Annotated in this window: 19 protein-coding genes and 1 pseudogene; 12 read left to right on the top strand and 8 right to left on the bottom strand. The window is 71.2% G+C overall.

What is annotated here, in order from left to right; genetic code table 11:
• Nucleotides 1-26: 26 nt before the first annotated feature.
• Nucleotides 27-950 (top strand): DMT family transporter, encoded by a 924-nt coding sequence (locus JGS39_RS07055; RefSeq protein WP_219567876.1) that lies wholly within the window; start codon nucleotides 27-29, stop codon nucleotides 948-950.
• Here the strand turns inward: JGS39_RS07055 and JGS39_RS07050 are convergent.
• Nucleotides 940-1,143 carry a hypothetical protein gene (locus tag JGS39_RS07050; RefSeq protein WP_219567874.1) on the bottom strand — a complete coding sequence of 68 codons (204 nt, stop codon included), beginning with the start codon at nucleotides 1,141-1,143 and terminating at the stop codon, nucleotides 940-942. The genes JGS39_RS07055 and JGS39_RS07050 overlap by 11 nt on opposite strands.
• Nucleotides 1,144-1,289: 146 nt before the next feature.
• Here JGS39_RS07050 and JGS39_RS07045 point away from each other — a divergent pair, with 146 nt between their 5' ends.
• From JGS39_RS07045 to JGS39_RS07030, 4 genes are read left to right on the top strand one after another with little or no spacing between them, the layout of a single operon-like run.
• Nucleotides 1,290-2,507 (top strand): sensor histidine kinase, encoded by a 1,218-nt coding sequence (locus JGS39_RS07045; RefSeq protein WP_219567873.1) that lies wholly within the window; start codon nucleotides 1,290-1,292, stop codon nucleotides 2,505-2,507.
• Entirely contained in the window at nucleotides 2,504-3,223 is a 720-nt protein-coding gene (locus tag JGS39_RS07040; RefSeq protein WP_219567872.1) for a response regulator, read from the top strand. The genes JGS39_RS07045 and JGS39_RS07040 overlap by 4 nt, the downstream gene beginning before the upstream one ends.
• A gap of 56 nt (nucleotides 3,224-3,279) precedes the next feature.
• Entirely contained in the window at nucleotides 3,280-3,699 is a 420-nt protein-coding gene (locus tag JGS39_RS07035) for a PaaI family thioesterase (protein WP_219567905.1), read from the top strand.
• Nucleotides 3,700-3,709: 10 nt separating this feature from the next.
• Nucleotides 3,710-4,906 (top strand): cytochrome P450 family protein, encoded by a 1,197-nt coding sequence (locus tag JGS39_RS07030; RefSeq protein ID WP_219567870.1) that lies wholly within the window; start codon nucleotides 3,710-3,712, stop codon nucleotides 4,904-4,906.
• A gap of 22 nt (nucleotides 4,907-4,928) precedes the next feature.
• Here the strand turns inward: JGS39_RS07030 and JGS39_RS07025 are convergent, their stop codons facing one another.
• Complete coding sequence (locus JGS39_RS07025) at nucleotides 4,929-5,933, bottom strand: Gfo/Idh/MocA family protein (RefSeq protein WP_219567869.1); 1,005 nt, start codon at nucleotides 5,931-5,933, stop codon at nucleotides 4,929-4,931.
• A gap of 172 nt (nucleotides 5,934-6,105) precedes the next feature.
• Here JGS39_RS07025 and JGS39_RS07020 point away from each other — a divergent pair, with 172 nt between their 5' ends.
• From JGS39_RS07020 to JGS39_RS06995, 6 genes are all read left to right on the top strand, one after another.
• Nucleotides 6,106-6,864 carry a GntR family transcriptional regulator gene (locus tag JGS39_RS07020; protein WP_219567867.1) on the top strand — a complete coding sequence of 253 codons (759 nt, stop codon included), beginning with the start codon at nucleotides 6,106-6,108 and terminating at the stop codon, nucleotides 6,862-6,864.
• Between the two features lie 230 nt (nucleotides 6,865-7,094).
• Complete coding sequence (locus JGS39_RS07015; protein ID WP_443052885.1) at nucleotides 7,095-8,108, top strand: substrate-binding domain-containing protein; 1,014 nt, start codon at nucleotides 7,095-7,097, stop codon at nucleotides 8,106-8,108.
• Nucleotides 8,105-9,154, top strand: coding sequence for an ABC transporter permease (locus JGS39_RS07010; protein ID WP_219567864.1), 1,050 nt, complete (start codon nucleotides 8,105-8,107; stop codon nucleotides 9,152-9,154). The genes JGS39_RS07015 and JGS39_RS07010 overlap by 4 nt, the downstream gene beginning before the upstream one ends.
• Nucleotides 9,151-10,017 carry an ATP-binding cassette domain-containing protein gene (locus JGS39_RS07005; protein WP_219567862.1) on the top strand — a complete coding sequence of 289 codons (867 nt, stop codon included), beginning with the start codon at nucleotides 9,151-9,153 and terminating at the stop codon, nucleotides 10,015-10,017. Before JGS39_RS07010 ends, JGS39_RS07005 begins: the two co-directional genes overlap by 4 nt.
• A 175-nt stretch (nucleotides 10,018-10,192) precedes the next feature.
• Entirely contained in the window at nucleotides 10,193-11,356 is a 1,164-nt protein-coding gene (locus JGS39_RS07000) for an ROK family glucokinase (RefSeq protein ID WP_123463723.1), read from the top strand.
• 14 nt (nucleotides 11,357-11,370) lie between these two features.
• Nucleotides 11,371-11,961 (top strand): hypothetical protein, encoded by a 591-nt coding sequence (locus JGS39_RS06995; protein WP_219567860.1) that lies wholly within the window; start codon nucleotides 11,371-11,373, stop codon nucleotides 11,959-11,961.
• A 110-nt stretch (nucleotides 11,962-12,071) separates the two neighbouring features.
• Here JGS39_RS06995 and JGS39_RS06990 read toward each other — a convergent pair whose 3' ends face one another.
• The 3 genes from JGS39_RS06990 to JGS39_RS06980 all read right to left on the bottom strand — a co-directional run bounded on the left by JGS39_RS06990 (nucleotide 12,072) and on the right by JGS39_RS06980 (nucleotide 15,485).
• A complete protein-coding gene (locus tag JGS39_RS06990; RefSeq protein ID WP_219567858.1) occupies nucleotides 12,072-13,331 on the bottom strand; it encodes an arginine deiminase in 1,260 nt (419 codons plus the stop codon).
• A 44-nt stretch (nucleotides 13,332-13,375) separates the two neighbouring features.
• Complete coding sequence (locus JGS39_RS06985; RefSeq protein WP_219567856.1) at nucleotides 13,376-14,836, bottom strand: basic amino acid/polyamine antiporter; 1,461 nt, start codon at nucleotides 14,834-14,836, stop codon at nucleotides 13,376-13,378.
• Between the two features lie 250 nt (nucleotides 14,837-15,086).
• A complete protein-coding gene (locus JGS39_RS06980; RefSeq protein WP_219567854.1) occupies nucleotides 15,087-15,485 on the bottom strand; it encodes a hypothetical protein in 399 nt (132 codons plus the stop codon).
• A gap of 362 nt (nucleotides 15,486-15,847) precedes the next feature.
• Between JGS39_RS06980 and JGS39_RS06975 the strand changes: the two genes are divergently transcribed.
• Complete coding sequence (locus tag JGS39_RS06975; RefSeq protein WP_219567853.1) at nucleotides 15,848-16,681, top strand: PIG-L family deacetylase; 834 nt, start codon at nucleotides 15,848-15,850, stop codon at nucleotides 16,679-16,681.
• Between the two features lie 299 nt (nucleotides 16,682-16,980).
• Here the strand turns inward: JGS39_RS06975 and JGS39_RS41835 are convergent.
• From JGS39_RS41835 to JGS39_RS06960, 3 genes and pseudogenes are all read right to left on the bottom strand, one after another.
• Nucleotides 16,981-17,058 (bottom strand): annotated as a pseudogene (locus JGS39_RS41835) (flavodoxin); the annotation flags it as partial.
• Nucleotides 17,059-17,188: 130 nt separating this feature from the next.
• Entirely contained in the window at nucleotides 17,189-18,040 is an 852-nt protein-coding gene (locus JGS39_RS06965) for an aldo/keto reductase (RefSeq protein ID WP_219567851.1), read from the bottom strand.
• A gap of 52 nt (nucleotides 18,041-18,092) precedes the next feature.
• Nucleotides 18,093-18,786, bottom strand: a 694-nt coding sequence (locus tag JGS39_RS06960; protein WP_219567849.1) for a zinc-binding dehydrogenase, incomplete at its 5' end; no start/stop codon positions are given.

Below are 18,786 nucleotides of genomic sequence, written 5' to 3'. Positions count from 1 at the left end.
GCCCTGTGGAGAACCAGGAGATCCGGGTGTCCTCCGTCGCCGTGCCCGTCCTCGCCCCGCCGCGCCGTGCGTGGCTGACCGATCTGCCCGTCCTGCTCGTCGCCGTGGTGTGGGGCTCCAGCTATCTGGCAGCCAAGGGCATCACCACGACGCAGACCGTCATCGCCGTCCTCGTGCTGCGGTTCGCCGTCGTGCTGCCCGTCCTGGTGATCGCCGGATGGTCCCGGCTGCGGGCGCTGACCGCCGCCCAGTGGCGGGGCGCGGGGCTGCTGGGCCTCGTGCTCAGCGGGATCTTCCTGGTGGAGACGTACGGCATCGTGCACACCTCGGCGACCAACGCCGGGCTCATCATCAGCCTCACCATGATCTTCACCCCGCTCGCCGAGGCCGCCGTGACACGGACCCGGCCGACCGGGGCCTTTCTCTCGGCCGCCGGGCTCTCCGTCGCCGGAGTGGTCCTCCTGACCCAGGGCGGCGGCTTCACCAGCCCCTCGGCGGGCGACCTGCTGATGCTCGTCGCCGCGCTCGCCCGTAGCCTCCACGTGCTCCTGATGGCGCGCATCAGGTCCGTCCGGTCGGCGGACTCGCTGTCCCTCACGACGGTCCAGCTCGGCAGCGCGGTCGCCGTCTTCGCCCTGCTGGCCGCGGCCCCCGGCACGGGGGAGTCGCCGTGGTCGGTCGCGGCCGGGTTCGGCGCCCGGGAATGGGGCGGGCTGCTGTTCCTGTCGGTCTTCTGCACGCTCTTCGCGTTCTTCGTGCAGATGTGGTCCGTACGCCGCACCTCGCCGTCCCGGGTCAGCCTGCTGCTCGGTACGGAACCGCTCTGGGCCGCCGCCGTCGGCATCGCGATCGGCGGCGAACGCCTCGGCGTCCCCGGGATCGCCGGCGCGGTGCTCGTGCTGGCCGGAACGGCGTGGGGGCGCCGCAGTGCGGACCCGGTCACTCCTTGACCGAGTCCGACGCGATCATGATGGCGACCCCCGTCACCACCAGCACGATGCAGACGAACAACGAGTGGTCACCGATGAACGGCACCCGCCGCACCACGCTGAAGAACCTGAACCAGTCGAACCATTCGTGGAGCAGCCCGGCCGCACCCTGGACGAAGACCAGGAAGCCGACCGTCTCGCAGAGCTTCTTCATGGGAACGAGCCTGGCGGGCCGCGCACGGGCGCCGCGTCGGCCGGTGGTCTGCGCCGCCGGTCCGAAAGTCTCGCCTTCCACGACTTTGGTCGCTTCGTGGCCCGGAACGCCCGATAGCCCCGCCCCGGCTGCGTAGCTTTGCCGATATGACGCGCACCGAATACCCCTGGCTGCTGCCCTCTGCGATGGCCGACCCCGAACTGCCCGGGGACCGGGGCAGCCGGACACGCCGCACCGTACGGGACTGGGCCGTAGACATCACTGCCTTCCTGTGCGCGGCGGGCATCGGGCTGGCGGCCGTCGTCGCGATCGAGGCCGACAAGACCACCCCCGACGTCTTCGTCCTCATCGACTCGCTCGTCGGCGCCGCCGCCTGCTGCGCGCTGTGGGTCCGCCGCCGCTGGCCCGTCGGCCTCGCGGTCGCCCTGACACTCCTGTCCGCCGTCGAACCGGTCGCGGCGGGGGCCTGGCTGGTGGCGCTGTTCAGCGTGGCCGTCCACCGGCCGTTCCGCCCCGTGGCCTTCATCGGTGCGGGAGCCCTGCTGGTCGCCCCCGTACAGCCGTATCTGCGCCCGGACCCGTCCACCTCGTTCGTCGCGTCCACCATCATCGGGGTGCTGCTGGTTCTGCTCGTGCTCAGCTGGGGCATGGTCGTACGGTCCCGGCGCCAGCTCGTCGTCACACTGCGCGAGCGGGCCAGGCGGGCCGAGGCCGAGGCCGGACTGCGGGCCGAGCGGGCGCAGCGGCTGGCCCGCGAGGACATTGCCCGCGAGATGCACGACGTCCTCGCCCACCGGCTGACCCTGCTCAGCGTCCACGCGGGCGCCCTCGAGTTCCGCCCCGACGCACCCCCGGCCGAGGTCGCCCGCGCCGCCGGAGTCATCCGGGACAGCGCCCACGAGGCGCTCCAGGACCTCCGCGAGATCATCGGCGTCCTGCGCGGCCCCCGCGACGGGGACGGCGACCGGCCGCAGCCCACCCTCGCCACCCTGGACGCGCTCGTCGCCGAGTCCCGGCTGGCCGGCACGAAGGTCACCCTCGACAACCGCATCGCCGTCCCGGCCGCCGCCCCCGCCGCCACCGGCCGGACCGTCTACCGCATCGCCCAGGAGGGCCTGACCAACGCGCGCAAGCACGCGCCCGGAGCCGAGGTCACCGTCACCGTGACCGGCGGACCCGGCCGCGGGATCACCGTCGAAGTGAGCAACCCGGCCCCCGTCGAACCCTTCGAGCAGGTACCGGGATCCGGCCAGGGCCTCATCGGTCTGACCGAGCGCGCCACCCTCGCCGGGGGCCGTCTCGACCACGGACCGGAACCGGACGGTGGGTTCGGGGTGCGGGCCTGGCTACCGTGGTCCTCATGACCACCCCGGCTCCCGCCTCCGCGCCCCGTCCCGTCCGGCTGCTGATCGTCGACGACGACCCGCTCGTCCGGGCGGGACTCACCCTCATGCTGGGCGGCGCCGAGGACATCGACATCGTGGGGGAGGGGGCCGACGGCAGCGAGGCGGCCGAACTCGTCGACCGGCTCCGGCCGGACGTGGTCCTGATGGACATCCGGATGCCCGTCATGGACGGGCTGACCGCGACGGAGGCGCTGCGCGGCCGCCCCGACGCACCCGAGGTCGTCGTCCTGACGACGTTCCACGCCGACGAACAGGTGCTCCGCGCCATTCGTGCCGGAGCCGCCGGATTCGTGCTCAAGGACACCCCGCCCGCACAGATCGTCGACTCCGTACGGCGAGTCGCGGCCGGCGACCCCGTTCTCTCGCCCGCGGTCACCCGGCAGCTGATGGCCCGTGCCACGGGCGCGGGCCAGGAGGAGCGGGCCGGCCGGGCCGAACGGGCGCGGCAGCGCATCGCGTTGCTGGCCGGCCGTGAGCGCGAGGTGGCGGTCGCCGTCGGGCACGGCCGCTCCAACGCCGAGATCGCCGCCGCCCTCTATCTGAGTGTGGCCACCGTGAAGACCCAGGTGTCCCGCATTCTCGCCAAGTTCGACTTCAACAACCGTGTCCAGATCGCGCTGCTCGTCCATGACGCCGGCCTCCTCGACGACGAGGGCGACAGCGGCCCGTCCTGACAGGGATCGGCCTTCGAGACGGATTCACTCAGCTGGTGAGACAGAAGGGACCCGCCATGACCGGCCTCGACCTGCAGATGGCACAGAAGGTACTCGACAGTCAGCCGTTCAGCGCGCTCGTCGGGGCGCGGATCACCGCGTTCGGCGACGGCGTGGCCACGCTGGAGATCGACAGCCGTGAGGAGTTGCGGCAGCAGAACGGATTCCTGCACGGCGGAGTGCTCGCCTACGCCGCAGACAACGCCCTCACCTTCGCCGCCGGCACGACGCTCGGCCCGGCGGTGCTGACCGGCGGCTTCTCCATCCAGTACCTCCGCCCCGCCACCGGCGCCTCGCTCGTCGCGCGCGCCGAGGTCGTCCACACCGGGCGACGGCAGGCCGTGGCACGTTGCGATCTGTCCGTCGTGGGGCAGGACGGTACCGAGACACTCTGCGCCGTCGCCCAGGGCACCGTGCTGAGCGCCGCCTCGTCCTAAGGAGCCCCACGTGACCACCGAAGCCATAGTCGACCTCGGGGCGCTCGGCGAGCGGTTCACCCGCGATCCGTTCCCCGTGTACGCGGACTTACGGGCCCGCGGCCCCGTGCACCGGGTCCGGATCCCGGAGGGCTCCCTGGCCTGGCTCGTCGTCGGGTACGAGGAGGGCCGGGGCGCGCTCGCGGACCAGCGGTTCTCCAAGGAGTGGCGCAACGCCTCGCCCGCCCTCGGTGTCGGCCAGGTCGCCTCGGGGACCTCCATGCTCAGCTCGGACGCGCCCGCCCACACCCGGCTGCGCAAACTGGTGGCCCGCGAGTTCACCTCCCGCCGGATGCAGCAACTCGTCCCACGCGTCCAGCAGATGACGGACGAGCTGCTCGACACCATGCTGGCGCGCCCGGACCGCAGGACCGATCTGGTCGAGTCCCTGTCCTTCCCACTGCCCATGTCCGTCATCTGCGAACTGCTCGGCGTGCCGTTCCTGGACCGCCAGGCCTTCCGCGAGTGGTCCAACACCGTGGTGTCCTCCCTCGACGCCGAGGTGCGCCGCGACGCGACCGTCCAGATGTCCGGCTTCCTCGCCGGACTGCTGGACGACAAGCGGGAACAGCCCGGCGACGACCTGATGAGCGCACTGATCCACACGGCCGACGAGGAGGGCGACCGGCTCTCGGCCGGCGAACTCATGGGCATGGCCTGGCTGCTGCTCGTCGCCGGCCACGAGACCACGGTGAACCTGATCTCGAACGGGGTGCTGGCCCTGCTCTCGCACCCGGATCAACTAGCTGCGCTCCGGGCCGACTTCGGCCTGATCGACAACGCGGTGGAGGAGATGCTCCGCTGGGCGGGCCCGGTCGAGACACCCACGTACCGCTTCACCACCGAAGCGATCGACATCGGCGGCACGGTGATCCCGGGCGGCGGTGAGCTCGTCCTGGTCGCGATGTCCGACGCCAACCGCGACCCGGACCGCTACCCGGACGCCGACCGTTTCGACATCACCCGGGATGCCCGCGGGCACCTGGCCTTCGGCCACGGCATCCACTTCTGCCTGGGTGCGCCGCTGGCCCGCATCGAGGCGGCGGTGGCCGTCAGGTCGCTGCTGGAGCGCTGCCCGGAGCTGGCGCTGGACGGGGACCCGGCGGAGCTGACCTGGCGTACGGGCATGCTCATCCGGGGGCCGGAGGGGCTGCCGGTCAGGTGGTGAGCGGCAGGCGGCGCGCCCGGGGTCAGGCGGACGGGATCTCCGTCAGCTCCACCGCGCGCCGCTCCCGCCGGGAGACCTCGCACGCCTCCGCGATCCGCAGGGCGCTCAGCGCCTCCCGGCCGTCGCACGGGTTGGCCGCCTCGCCGCGCACCAGGCGTACGAAGGCGTCGAGTTCGGCCTCGTACGCGGCGCCGAAGCGCTCCAGGAAGCCGGGCCAGGGATCGGCAGGGGCGCCGGGGCCGTCCGGTTCGGCGGAGGTGAGCGGGGTGCGGCCGTCGAGGCCCACCGTGATCTGGTCGGCCTCGCCCGCGAGCTCCATCCGGACGTCGTATCCCGCGCCGTTGCAGCGGGTCGACGTCGCGGTGACGAGGGTGCCGTCGTCGAGCGTCAGCAGCGCCGCCGCCGTGTCCACGTCGCCGGCGGCGCGGAACATCGGGGGCCCGGCGTCCGACCCGGTGGCGTACACCCGCGTCACCTCGCGGCCCGTCACCCAGCGGACCATGTCGAAGTCATGGATCAGACAGTCCCGGAACAGCCCGCCGGAGAGCGGCAGATACGCGGCGGGCGGCGGCGCGGGATCGGAGGTGGCCGTCCGTACGGTGTGCAGCCGCCCGAGCACCCCGCCGCGCACCGCGGCGCGTGCCGCCGTGTATCCGGCGTCGAACCGGCGCATGAAGCCGAGCTGGAGGACGCTGTGCGTACGCTCCGCCTCGCGCAGCGCCCCGAGGGTGCCCGCCAGGTCCAGCGCGACGGGCTTCTCGCAGAAGGCGGGCAGCCCCGCGCGGGCGGCCCGGCCGATCAGCTCGGCATGGGCGGAGGTGGCGGAGGCGATCACCACGGCGTCCACACCGGCTTCGAACACCTCCGTCGCCGTGGCCACGGCGCGCGCTCCGGTGCGGCGGGCGACGGCGACCGCGCGGGCCGGCTCGGCGTCCGCCACCACCAGGGCCTCGACCGCGGGATGGCGGGCGAGGACGCCCGCGTGGAAGGAGCCGATCCGACCGGTGCCGAGGAGTCCGATGCGCATGGTTCCAACGTGCCGTCCACCCGTATCGATGTCAATCGAATGTCCTGACAAATCGCGGGCGCTTTCGGCGGGTTGGCCGGGGGTTGCCCTGTCCGGTCACCGAGCGTGATGCTGTCCGGACAACAGGACGACCGGACTACCGGAGTTGCGGACGTGGGGTTACGCTCCCGGCGTGCCGAAATCCACCGCCGACGCGACCGCCCTCGGCCTGGGCGTGGACCGATCGAGTCCCGTCCCGCTCTACTACCAGCTCGCCCAGCAGTTGGAGGCGGCGATCGCGGACGGCAGGCTCGCCGCCGGCGGACTCCTCGGCAACGAGGTCGAGCTCGCCGCGCGGCTCGGGCTGTCCCGGCCCACCGTCCGCCAGGCCATCCAGTCGCTCGTCGACAAGGGCCTGCTGGTCCGCCGCCGGGGCGTCGGCACCCAGGTGCTGCACAGCAAGGTCAGCCGCCCACTCGAACTCAGCAGCCTCTACGACGACCTGGAAGCCGCCGGCCGGCACCCCTCGACCACCGTCCTGACCAACGTCCCGCGGCCGGCGACGGCTGCCGTCGCCGCCGCACTGGGCGTCACGGAGGGCACCGAGGTGCGGTACATCGAGCGCCTCCGCGAGGCGGACGGCGAACCCCTCGCCCTCCTGCGCAACCACCTGCCCGCCGGACTCCTCGACCTCTCCGGCGAACGGCCGGCCGCCACCGGCCTCTACCGGATGATGCGCGGCGCCGGCATCACCCTGCACAGCGCCCGCCAGACCGTCGGCGCCCGCCTGGCCACCGCGGACGAGGCCGGTCCGCTCGGGGAGAGCGAGGGCGCCGCCCTGCTCACGATGGAGCGCACCACCTTCGACGACACCGGCAGAGCGGTCGAATTCGCCTCCCACCTCTACCGCGCCTCGCGCTACGCCTTCGATTTCCAGCTCCTCGTACGGTGACACGGGGCCCCGGCTCTCGTACGGTGTCACAGGCTTCCCGGCTACCCGTACGGTGACGACGGCCGCACCCGGCCGCCCCCGCCCCCGTACACGCCCCGTCCGACACACGCGCCGCGCCCCTGCCGGGCGGGCGCGGGCCGGGCTCGGGGATACTTGCCCAGCCGGGCCGGGACCGTATGGCCCCGGCTCCACCAGCAGCACAGCGAGCAGCACAAGAAGGGCACGGCGTCGTGGCAAGGGTTCGGACAGGGGTACGCGCGATGGGCGCCGTGCTTGCGGCGGTGCTCGGGGCCTCCCTCATGGGATGCAGCAGCACCGGCGGCAAGCGGGCGGAGGAGCGGGCGGCGCAGGCCGCGGCCGAGGGCCGGTCCGCGGTGAACACGCCCCGCTGGACCTTCGCCATGGTCACCCACTCGGGCGACGGCGACACCTTCTGGGACATCGTCCAGAAGGGCGCCGACATGGCGGCCAAGAAGGACAACATCAACTTCCTGTACTCGCACAACGACGAGGCGCAGCAGCAGGCGCAGCTCGTGCAGGCCGCCATCGACAAGAAGGTCGACGGGCTGATCGTCACGCTCGCCAAGCCGGACGCCATGAAGGCCGTGGTCGCCAAGGCCGTCAAGGCCGGCATCCCGGTGATCACGGTGAACTCGGGCTCCGCCGAGTCCAAGAGCTACGGCGCGCTCACGCACATCGGCCAGGACGAGTCGATCGCGGGCGAGGCCGTCGGCGACGAGCTCAACGCGCGCGGCCGCAAGAAGGCCCTGTGCATCCTCCACGAGCAGGGCAACGTCGGCCACGAGCAGCGCTGCGCCGGGGCGAAGAAGACCTTCGACGGCCAGATGCAGAACCTGTACGTCGAGGGCACCAACATGCCCGACGTCCAGGCCTCCATCGAGGCGAAGCTCCAGGCCGACAAGGACATCGACGCCGTCGTCACCCTGGGCGCTCCCTTCGCGGACGCTGCCGTCCAGGCGAAGAAGACCGCCGGCAGCAAGGCCGAGATCGACACCTTCGACCTGAACGCCAAGGTCGCGGCCGAGCTCCAGGCCAAGACGCTCGGCTTCGCCGTCGACCAGCAGCCCTACCTCCAGGGGTACGAGGCCGTCGACCTGCTCTGGCTCTACCGCTACAACCGCAACGTGCTCGGCGGCGGCCTCCCGGTCCTGACCGGCCCGCAGGTCATCACCTCGGACGACGCCGCCCAGCTCGCCGAGTACGCGGACCGGGGAACCCGATGACCGCGGGGCCCGGTACGTCCTCCGCCGTGGCGGACGAGCGGCTGGTGCGCGTCTCGCCGCTGCGCAAGCTGCTCGGCCGCCCCGAGCTCGGCTCGGTCGTCGGCGCGCTGGCCGTCTTCCTCTTCTTCGCGGTCGTCGCCGACAGCTTCCTGCGCGCCACCAGCTTCGGCACGGTGCTCTACGCGGCCTCCACCATCGGCATCATGGCGGCGCCGGTGGCGCTGCTGATGATCGGCGGGGAGTTCGACCTCTCCGCGGGTGTGATGGTCACGAGCTCCGCACTGATCTCGTCGATGTTCAGCTACCAGATGACGGCCAACGTCTGGGTCGGCGTCTTCGTGTCCCTGCTGGTCACGCTCGCCATCGGCGCGTTCAACGGCTTCATGCTGACGCGGACGAAACTTCCGAGCTTCATCATCACGCTCGGTACGTTCCTGATGCTGACCGGTCTCAACCTGGGATTCACCAAGCTGATCAGCGGGACCGTCTCGACGAAGACCATCGGCAACATGGAGGGCTTCGACTCGGCCCGCGCGGTCTTCGCGTCGAACTGGACGGTCGGCGGCGTCGAGCTGAAGGTGACCATCCTGTGGTGGGCCGTCCTCGTCGCCATCGCAACCTGGATCCTCATCCGCACCCGCTTCGGCAACTGGATCTTCGCCGTCGGCGGCGAGGCCGACGCGGCCCGCGCGGTCGGCGTCCCCGTGATCCGGACCAAGATCGGCCTCTACCTCGGGGTCGCCTTCGCGGCCTGGGTCTCCGGCCAGCACCTGCTGTTCAGCTACGACGTGGTGCAGTCCGGCGAGGGCGTCGGCAACGAGCTGATCTACATCATCGCGGCCGTCATCGGCGGCTGTCTGATCACCGGCGGATACGGCTCCGCGATCGGCTCGGCGGTCGGTGCCTTCATCTTCGGCATGACCAGCAAGGGCATCGTGTACGCGGAGTGGAACCCGGACTGGTTCAAGTTCTTCCTCGGAGCCATGCTGCTCCTGGCCACCCTGCTCAACGCATGGGTACGCAAGCGCGCGGAGGCGACGAAATGACGGCCCCCAAGGAATCGAGCGGGCCCGCGGACACCGGCCGGCGGGCGCTGGTCGAGCTTGATCACGTCAGCAAGTTCTACGGCAACATCAAGGCGCTCCAGGATGTCTCGCTGGAGGTCCGCGCAGGAGAGATCTCCTGTGTCCTCGGCGACAACGGCGCCGGCAAGTCCACCCTGATCAAGATCATCGCAGGGCTGCACCGGCATGACGCGGGGACCTTCCTGATCGACGGCGAGGAGACCACGCTCGCCAACCCGCGCGACGCCCTGGACCGGGGCATCGCCACGGTCTACCAGGACCTCGCCGTCGTCCCCCTGATGCCGGTCTGGCGCAACTTCTTCCTCGGGTCCGAGCCCACGAAGGGCACCGGACCCTTCAAGAGCCTCGACGTCCGGCTGATGCGGCAGACGACCCGCTCCGCGCTGCTGCGGATGGGCATCGACCTGCGCGACGTCGACCAGCCCATCGGCACGCTGTCCGGCGGCGAGCGCCAGTGCGTCGCCATCGCCCGGGCCGTCCACTTCGGTGCCAAGGTCCTCGTCCTGGACGAGCCGACCGCGGCCCTCGGCGTCAAGCAGTCCGGGGTGGTGCTCAAGTACGTCGCCGCCGCCCGGGACGCGGGACTCGGCGTGGTCCTCATCACGCACAACCCGCACCACGCCTACCTCGTCGGTGACCGCTTCGTGCTGCTCAAGCGGGGCGCCATGGCGGGCAGCCACACGAAGGCCGGCGTGACGCTGGACGAGCTGACACGCCAGATGGCGGGCGGCAGCGAGCTGGAGGAGCTCAGCCACGAGCTCGAGCGGGCCCCCGGCCCCGGCCCGCTGGGCGGCCTCCGGGACGAGGACGGCACCTCCGGGTGACCACGTCCACAGCCCTTGCCCGCCGCCCGACGGGACCGGTCTCCGGCCCCGTCGGGTTCCGGGCGGCAGGCCGGTTGACGTACGGACCGGGGTCGGCAGTGGCAGAATCGACACCGGCGGGCACCGTCCGCCGCCGGAAGCACGACGAACCGGCCCCCCAGACCCCGCAGGGACGATGAGCACGTACCGCGACTTCACACACCGCGGCTCCGCCCGCGCCACCGTCCTGCGGACCGTCGGCACCAGGGAGCGGCGCTCGCACCTCACCGCGCCGCGGGTGCCCACGGTCGGCATCGACATCGGGGGGACGAAGGTGATGGCCGGCGTCGTCGACGCCGACGGCAACATCCTGGAGACCCTGCGCACCGAGACGCCCGACAAGTCCAAGAGCCCCAAGGTCGTCGAGGACACCATCGTCGAGCTGGTGCTGGACCTCTCGGACCGCCACGACGTCCACGCGGTGGGCATCGGCGCGGCCGGCTGGGTCGACGCGGACCGCTCCAAGGTCCTGTTCGCCCCGCACCTGGCCTGGCGTGACGAACCGCTGCGCGACGCCATCGCCTCCCGGCTCGTCGTCCCCGTCATGGTCGACAACGACGCCAACACCGCCGCCTGGGCCGAATGGCGCTTCGGCGCCGGCCGCGGCGAGGACCACCTCGTCATGATCACGCTCGGCACCGGCATCGGCGGCGCGATCCTGGAGGACGGTCAGGTCAAGCGCGGCAAGTACGGCGTCGCCGGTGAGTTCGGCCACATGCAGGTCGTGCCCGGAGGCCACCGCTGCCCCTGCGGCAACCGCGGCTGCTGGGAGCAGTACAGCTCCGGGAACGCACTCGTCCGGGAGGCCAGGGAACTGGCCGCGGCGGACTCCCCGGTGGCCCACGGACTCATCGAGCGGGTCAAGGGCAACATCCCCGACATCACCGGACCGCTCATCACCGAACTGGCCCGCGAGGGCGATGCGATGTGCATCGAGCTCCTCCAGGACATCGGCCAGTGGCTCGGCGTCGGCATCGCCAATCTGGCCGCCGCGCTCGACCCCTCCTGCTTCGTCATCGGAGGCGGTGTCAGCGCCGCCGACGACCTCCTGATCGGACCGGCCAGGGACGCCTTCAAACGCCACCTCACCGGCCGCGGCTACCGGCCCGAGGCCCGGATCGCGAAGGCGCAGCTCGGCCCCGAGGCGGGTATGGTCGGCGCGGCCGACCTCGCCAGACTGGTGGCCCGTCGCTTCCGGCGAACCAACCGCCGGCGCGTAGAGCGGTACGAGCGGTACGCCCAGATCTACGACCAGGCCGCCAGCACCATCCGTAACACGCGTAACACCCGCACTTCCTAGGGATCCCCGCACCCATGACCGCAGCCGAGCACCCCGTCGTGCCGCGCCAGTCCCCGCCGCCCGGCGAGGGACCGACGCCCGAGGACCGGCGCCGGACCATCCGCCGACGCCTGATCACGGCGACCATCATCGTGCTGCTCATCGGCATCCCGGCCGGCTATCTGCTGATCTCCGCAGGCCAGAGCCGCCGCTCCGGCCAGGACAAGGCCGCCGAGGCGGCGGCGCAGGGCCTCCGCGAGGGCTGGCCGTCACGGATGCTCCGCCGCATCTTCGAGGTGCCGGTCCCCAAGGATGCCGTGGAGGTCCAGTACTACGAGACCAACAACTGGAAGGCCAGCCGGATGTACGTGCAGTTCCGCACGACGTCCAACGGCCTGGACCGGTTCCTGACCCGGGTCGGCACGGGCCGGGCCGCCCTGGAGAACGGCAAGCTCAGCATCGGTGAGCGCGACATGAAGGTCGCGGGCTGGTACTTCAACGGCGGCCTGTCGTGGGCGGGCACCACGCACACCAACAAGGACCCGCGCCCCACGCAGGACATCACCGTCAACATGACCGACCCGGCGGCACCGGTCGTGTACGTCGTCTCCGCGGCGACCCCCTGACCGCTCGCTCGTACGGGGCCGGCACGGCATTCGTCGGCCGTGGGCGCCGGGCCGTGAACGTCGGCCCCGGACGCCGGGCCGTGAACGTCGGCCCTGGACGCCGGCCGTGATCAGAAGTCGACGGGCTCGCGGATCAGCGGGCAGGTCATGCAGTGGCCGCCACCACGCCCACGACCGAGTTCGGCGCCGACGATCGTGATGACCTCCACCCCCGCCTTGCGCAGCAGCGCGTTCGTCTGGGTGTTGCGGTCGTAGGTGAAGACGACGCCGGGCCGCAGCGCGACGGCGTTGTTGCCGCTGTCCCACTGCTGCCGCTCGGAGGCGTACACATCGCCGCCCGTCTCGACCACCCGCATTCCGGGCAAACCGAGCCCCTTGGCGACGACGTCGACGAACGGCGTCGATCCCTCATCGGTGATCTCCACCCCGGGGCCCTTGTCGCCCGGGCGCAGCGTGAAGGTGTGCACCGCGTCCATGATCTTGGGGTAGAGGGTGACGATGTCACGGTCGGCGAAGGTGAAGACCGTGTCGAGATGCATGGCGGAGCGGAGCCTGGGCATTCCGGCGACGATGACCTGCTCGGCCGCGCCTTTCCTGAACAGGGAGGCGGCGACCTGGGTGATGGCCTGGCGGGAGGTGCGTTCGCTCATGCCCATGAGGACGACCCCGTTGCCGACGGGCATGATGTCGCCCCCTTCGAACGTGGCCTGGCCCCAGTCCTGCTCGGGATCGCCCCGCCACACCACGCTGTCCCTGAAGTCGGGGTGGAAGGTGTAGACCGCCTTCATCAGCAGGGTCTCACCGTGCCGGGCGGGCCAGTAGAGCGGGTTCAGCGTCACACCGCCGTAGAGCCAGCACGTGGTGTCACGGGTGTAGAGGGTGTTGGGGAGCGGGGGCATGAGGTACTCCCGGGCCCCGGTCGCCTCGCGGGCGAGCGCCACGTAGCCGGAGCGGAACCCGGCCGGCAGGTCGGCGGTCGACAGCCCGCCGATGAGGTACTCCGCAAGCTGCCGGGAGCCGAGCGAGTCGAGGAAGGCACGCGTGTCGTCGATGAGCCCGAGGCCGACCTCGTTGGCCACGATCTTGCGGTCCAGGAGCCAGCTCCTGGCCTCGGGGATGTCCATGGTCCGGGCGAGCAGCTCGTGCAGCTCGACGACCTCGACTCCGTGCCCGGTCAGCCGGTCGACGAAGTCCGCGTGATCGCGCTGGGCGTTCTCCACCCACATGACGTCGTCGAAGAGCAGGTCGTCGGAGTTGGTGGGGGTGAGCCGGCGGTGGGCGAGACCGGGCGCGCACACCAGCACCTTGCGGAGCCTGCCGACCTCGGAGTGGACGCCGAGGGCCGGTCCGGGAGTGGTGTCTGAACTCATCGCAGTGCGCCTTTCGATCGGGTACGGCTCGGGTCGGGTACGGGTCACAGTTCGATCCAGCCCACAGCCAGGGCGATCACGCCCATTACGGCACCGGCGACCGAGACGGCGCAGATGAGGGCCTCGCGGGGTGAGAACAGCCGCCGGTTCTGCTCGCGCCTGGCCTTGGCGAACAGGAACGTCGCGGGGGCGTAGAGGATGAAGGAGACCAGGACGAACTTCAGCCCGGCGGCGTACAGCAGGAAGGCCGTGTACACCGTGGCGACGACGGCGACCACGAGCTCGGGGCGGGTGCTCCTGCCGGAGGTCTCCGCACGGTCGCGTCCGAAACAGATCTTCACGGCGAACCCGGCGGCGAGCAGGAACGGGATCAGGCTCAGGGCGCTGGTCAGGTCGAGCGCGAAGTTGAACGCGTCGTCGGAGAACATCGTGACGACCAGGACGATCTGGCTCAGCATGGTCGTCATGAGCAGGGCGGGGACCGGCACGTCCTCGGAGGTGGCGCGGCCCAGGAACCGGGGCATGTCCTTGTCCTTGGCGGCGACGAAGAGCACTTCCGCGGCCATCAGCGTCCAGGCGAGGTACGCGCCGAGCACGGAGATGATGAGGCCGACGCTGACGAAGACCTTGCCCCAGGTGCCGACGGCGTGTTCCAGCACGCCGGCCATGGACGGCTGGCGCAGCTCGGCGATCTCGGCCATCGGCATGATGCCGTACGAGACGATGGTGACGGAGGCGAAGACGGCGAAGACGCTGAGGAAGCCGAGGATCGTGGCCCGGCCGACGTCCTCCCGCCGTTTGGCGTGCCGGGAGTAGACGCTGGCACCCTCGACGCCGAGGAAGACGAAGACCGTGGCCAGCATCGTCCCGCGGACCTGGTTGAACAGCGAGCCCGCGTAGTCGGCCCCGCCCCAGTTGTCCACGAACACATCCGTGTCGAGGTAGAACAGCGCGAGGACGACGAACACCAGGATCGGTACGACCTTGGCCACGGTGACGATCCGGTTGATCGCCGCCGCCTCCTTGACGCCGCGCCGGATCAGCAGGAAGAACGCCCACAGCCCGACCGAGGAGAGGACGACGGCGAGGAACGTGTCGCCGTCACCGAGCGCGGGCCAGATCGCGCCGATCGTCGACATGATCAGCACCCAGTACGTGACGTTGCCGACGCAGGCACTCGCCCAGTAGCCGAACGCGGAGAAGAACCCGAGGTACTCGCCGAACCCGGCCTTGGCGTACGCGTACACACCGGCGTCCAGGTCGGGCCGCCGTACGGCGAGCGTCTGGAAGACGAAGGCGAGCATCAACATGCCCGTCCCCGCGATCGCCCAGGCGATCAACGCCCCGGCCACTCCGGTCTCCTGCGCGAAGCGGCGCGGCAGCGAGAAGACCCCGGCCCCGACCATCGAGCCGACCACCATCGCGGTCAGAGTCACCAGGGTCAGCTTGGCCGCGGGCCGGTCACCCGAGGTGGCGGCCGGCGTACTGGTCTCTGCGTGGCTCATGACTTCCCTCGTCTGTACGCCGGAGGAGTGGGAGGTCGCGCAGGGGCCCGTGCCCGCTGGTCGTTCGGCGGCCCCCGTTCGGAGCCGGGTGAACTCCAGTGCCCCATACTTGCGTCGAAACGAAAATATAGTGCAATTCGGTACATATTGCGTCGAATGGTGGTCGTGAATGGCCGCCATGATGGGTCGCTGGGAACGACCGGATTGCATGACCGGTGTGAATCACCGGACTTCGAGCCGGCCGAGGCGGTCACCGGACCGGCCGGCCCGCCACCGGTTCGAGCCGCAGCCGCCGCGCCGGCCAGGGCGGTGGCTCCGCGGGGCCGAACCAGACCCGGACGTCCTCCCCGGTACGGACGGACAGGAGGGGGGTAGTCGTTCGCCGCGTGCTCATGCGGTGCACCGCATGAGCCGGGCTCAGATGCCGGGCGGCGTACGCGTCGAAGGGGGCCGCACCGGACGGGTGGCAGACGGTCGCGACCACTTCACGGGCGCGCGGATCCGCAGGAGAACCGGGGCCGCGCAGCAGCAGGACGTCGTCGCTGTCGACCATGGTGGCGCTGGCCGCGTCGCGGTGCTCCCGCCGGACCGGGCCGGTGCTGGGCGTGACACCCACGGGTGACCGGTGGACGGACGCCCGGGTGCCCATCGAGTCGATCGACCACGCCCACGGGGAGTTCCTGCGGCTGGGCGCCGACAGAGGTACTGGCCCCGGCCGAACTCCGCGACCGCATCGCCGCCACCGTACGGACCCTGGCAACCCGCTACGGCTCACTGCCGGACTGCTGAGCACCTCCGGATGCCGGTCGGCAGCGGCCGATGCGGCTGAGAGGCCCAGCCGGGAACAGCGGGCCCGTCCGGAACGGTTGCAACGACCGGGGGACCGGCGCCGCACGGGTGGGGGGAGCAGGGACCGCAAGGTCGTCTCCGCCCCGCCAGGACTCGCTCCTCCGGATCGCGGTATCCGCCGTGCACCGGACCAAGACGAATTTTCTGCAGAAGGACTTCTTCATGACTGACCGGCCGTTGACGCTCATGGCAGTGCACGCCCACCCCGACGACGAGGCCACCGGAACGGGAGGAGTCCTCGCGCGGTACGCGGCGGAAGGCATCCGCACCGTCCTTGTGACCTGTACCGACGGCGGTTGCGGCGACGGGAAAGGAGGTGCCAAGCCGGGCGACCCCGGGCACGACCCGGCGGCCGTCGCCCTGATGCGCCGCCAGGAACTCGAGGCCAGCTGTGAGGTGCTGAAGATCAGCGATCTGGAGATGCTGGACTACGCCGACTCCGGAATGATGGGCTGGCCGAGCAACGACGCCCCCGGTTCCTTCTGGCGGACCCCCGTGGAGGAAGGCGCCGCCCGGCTTGCGGAGCTCATGCGCCACTACCGTCCCGATGTGGTCGTCACCTACGACGAGAACGGCTTCTACGGCCACCCCGACCACATCCAGGCCAACCGCATCACGACGGCGGCGCTGGAGATGACCGGGCTGACACCGAAGGTGTACTGGACGACGATGCCCCGCTCGGGGATGCAGCGATTCGGCGAGATCATGCGCGAGTTCCACCCGGACATGCCGGAGCCGGATCCCGCCGAGGCCGCCGCGATGGCCGAGATCGGCCTTCCCGACGACGAGATCACCACGTGGGTGGACACCACCGCGTTCAGCGGTCAGAAGTTCGACGCGCTGGCCGCGCACGCCAGCCAGGGCGAGAACATCTTCTTCCTCAAGATGGGCAAGGAGAGGTTCGGCGAGTTCATGGGCGTGGAGACCTTCGTACGCGTCAAGGACACCACGGACGCTCCCGTACCCGAGAACGATCTCTTCGCCGGACTGCGCTGACCCGACCGCCGGCCCGCCCGTCCGTTCGGCCGCCCGGGGCCGAGGTGCCGTGACGCAGGATCCGTTACGGCCCTTGCCCCGGCGGACGCGGCTCGGTGCCGGCGGTCGCCCCGGTGGTCGCGGGCCCGGTGGTCGCGGGCCTGTCGGAACCCCTCGCCAGGTGCCTCAGCCCTGAGGCAGCGCGACGCGCCGGATCCAGGGGCCGATGTCTGTCGGCACCGGCCTCGCGGACCCTCGCCGCGCCCTTCGCCGATGACCGCGCCGGGACAGGAGGCCGCGTAGTCGCGCTCGGTGGTGCCGGGACCGCTCATCGCGTAGGTCGTGACCGGGTGGACGGTCCTGCCGCGGAAGTCGAACGCGTCCGTGAACGTCGACATGATCATGGGAGCGCGTACGTTCCAGAGGGACGGCCCTTGTTCCTCGGACCTCGGCATGGGTGGGTGGTGCCGGGCGGTGCGCGGATGCGGTCGACGGCACCCGCGCACCGTCCGGGAGCCGTGGTGCGGCTCAGTCGGTCAGCCGCCGCTTGCCGAGCTGTCCGGCGACCGCCGGGTCCCGGTGGTCGAAGAAGAGGGAGGCGCCGGTGTCCAGGGTGGCGATGGAGGCCATCTGGTCGTCGGTGAGCGCGAAGTCGAAGACGTCGAAGTTCTCCGCCATGCGCTCGGCGCGCACGGACTTGGGGATGGTGACGATGCCGCGCTGGACGAGCCAGCGGAGCACGACCTGGGCGACGGACTTGCCGTGCGCCTTGCCGATGCCGCTCAGGACCGGGTTCGTGAAGAGGCCGTTCTTCCCCTCGGCGAACCCGCCCCAGGACTGGATCTGCACGCCGTGCTCGCGCATGACGTCCTGGTCGGCGGTGCGCTGGAAGAACGGGTGCGTCTCGATCTGGTTCACCGCGGGCGTCACGTCGTTGTTGCTGATCAGGTCGACGAGCCGGTCCGGGTAGAAGTTGGCGACGCCGATCGCCTTGACGCGGCCCTCGTGGTGAAGTGCCTCCATGGCACGCCACTGCCCGTACACGTCCCCGAACGGCTGGTGCATCAGGTACAGGTCGAGGTAGTCGAGGCCGAGCTTGCGCAATGACGTCTCGAAGGCGGCCCTGGCGTTCTCCTCGGCCGGCGCGTCCTGGATCCACAGCTTGGTGGTGACGAACAGTTCGCCGCGCGGGATGCCACTGCTCCTGATGGCGCGGCCCACGGCTTCCTCGTTCCCGTAGGCGGCGGCGGTGTCGAGCAGCCGGTATCCGGCGGCGAGCGCGTCGCTGACGGTCCGCTCGGTGTCCTCCGGCGGGATCTGGAAGACGCCGAAGCCGAGGATCGGCATCGTGACGCCGTTGTTCAGGGTGACGGTCTCCATGGATGTCTCCTGTGCGTGGTGCGTGCGTGGTGGGGTGCGGAAGGTCAGAAGGTCAGAAGGTGATGAGGGCCTTGAGGACGCGCCGGTCGGCCATGTCCCGGTAGGCGCCGGGGGTCTCGTCCAGGGAGATGGTCCGGTCGAAGACGCGGCCCGGCCGGATGGTGCCGTCGAGGACGTCGGGCATCAGTTCCTCGATGTAGGCGCGGGCCGGGGAGACACCGCCGGTGAGGGTGATGTTCCGCATGATCATCGCGGCGCCGATGGGGCCTTCCTCGTACTGCGGCATGCCCAGCCGGCTGATGGTGCCGCCGTCGGTGACGGCGGCGAACGCGGTGTCGAGCCCCTGGCGGGCACCCACGGCCTCGACGACCCTGTCGACGCCGACCCCGGCGGTCAGGTCACGCACACGGGCGATGCCCTCGTCCCCGCGTTCGGCGATCACGTCGGTGGCTCCGAACTCGCGGCCCAGGCCGGTGCGGTCGGTGTGCCGGCCCATGAGGATGATCCGCTCCGCGCCGAGACGCCTCGCGGCGATCACCGCGCACAGGCCGACCGCGCCGTCCCCGATGACCAGGACGGAGTCGCCGCGGGAGACCCCGGCGGTGGTGGCGCCGTGATGGCCGGTGCCCATCACGTCGGACAGGGCGAGCAGGGAGGGCAGCAGCGGCGAGTCCTCGCGGACCGGGAGCCTGACCAGGGTGCCGTCGGCCTGCGGGACGCGGACCGCCTCGCCCTGGCCGCCGTCG

The organism is Streptomyces poriferorum (assembly GCF_019399235.1).
GTDB lineage: Bacteria > Actinomycetota > Actinomycetes > Streptomycetales > Streptomycetaceae > Streptomyces > Streptomyces poriferorum.
This window is presented reverse-complemented; position numbering and strand designations above follow the sequence as displayed.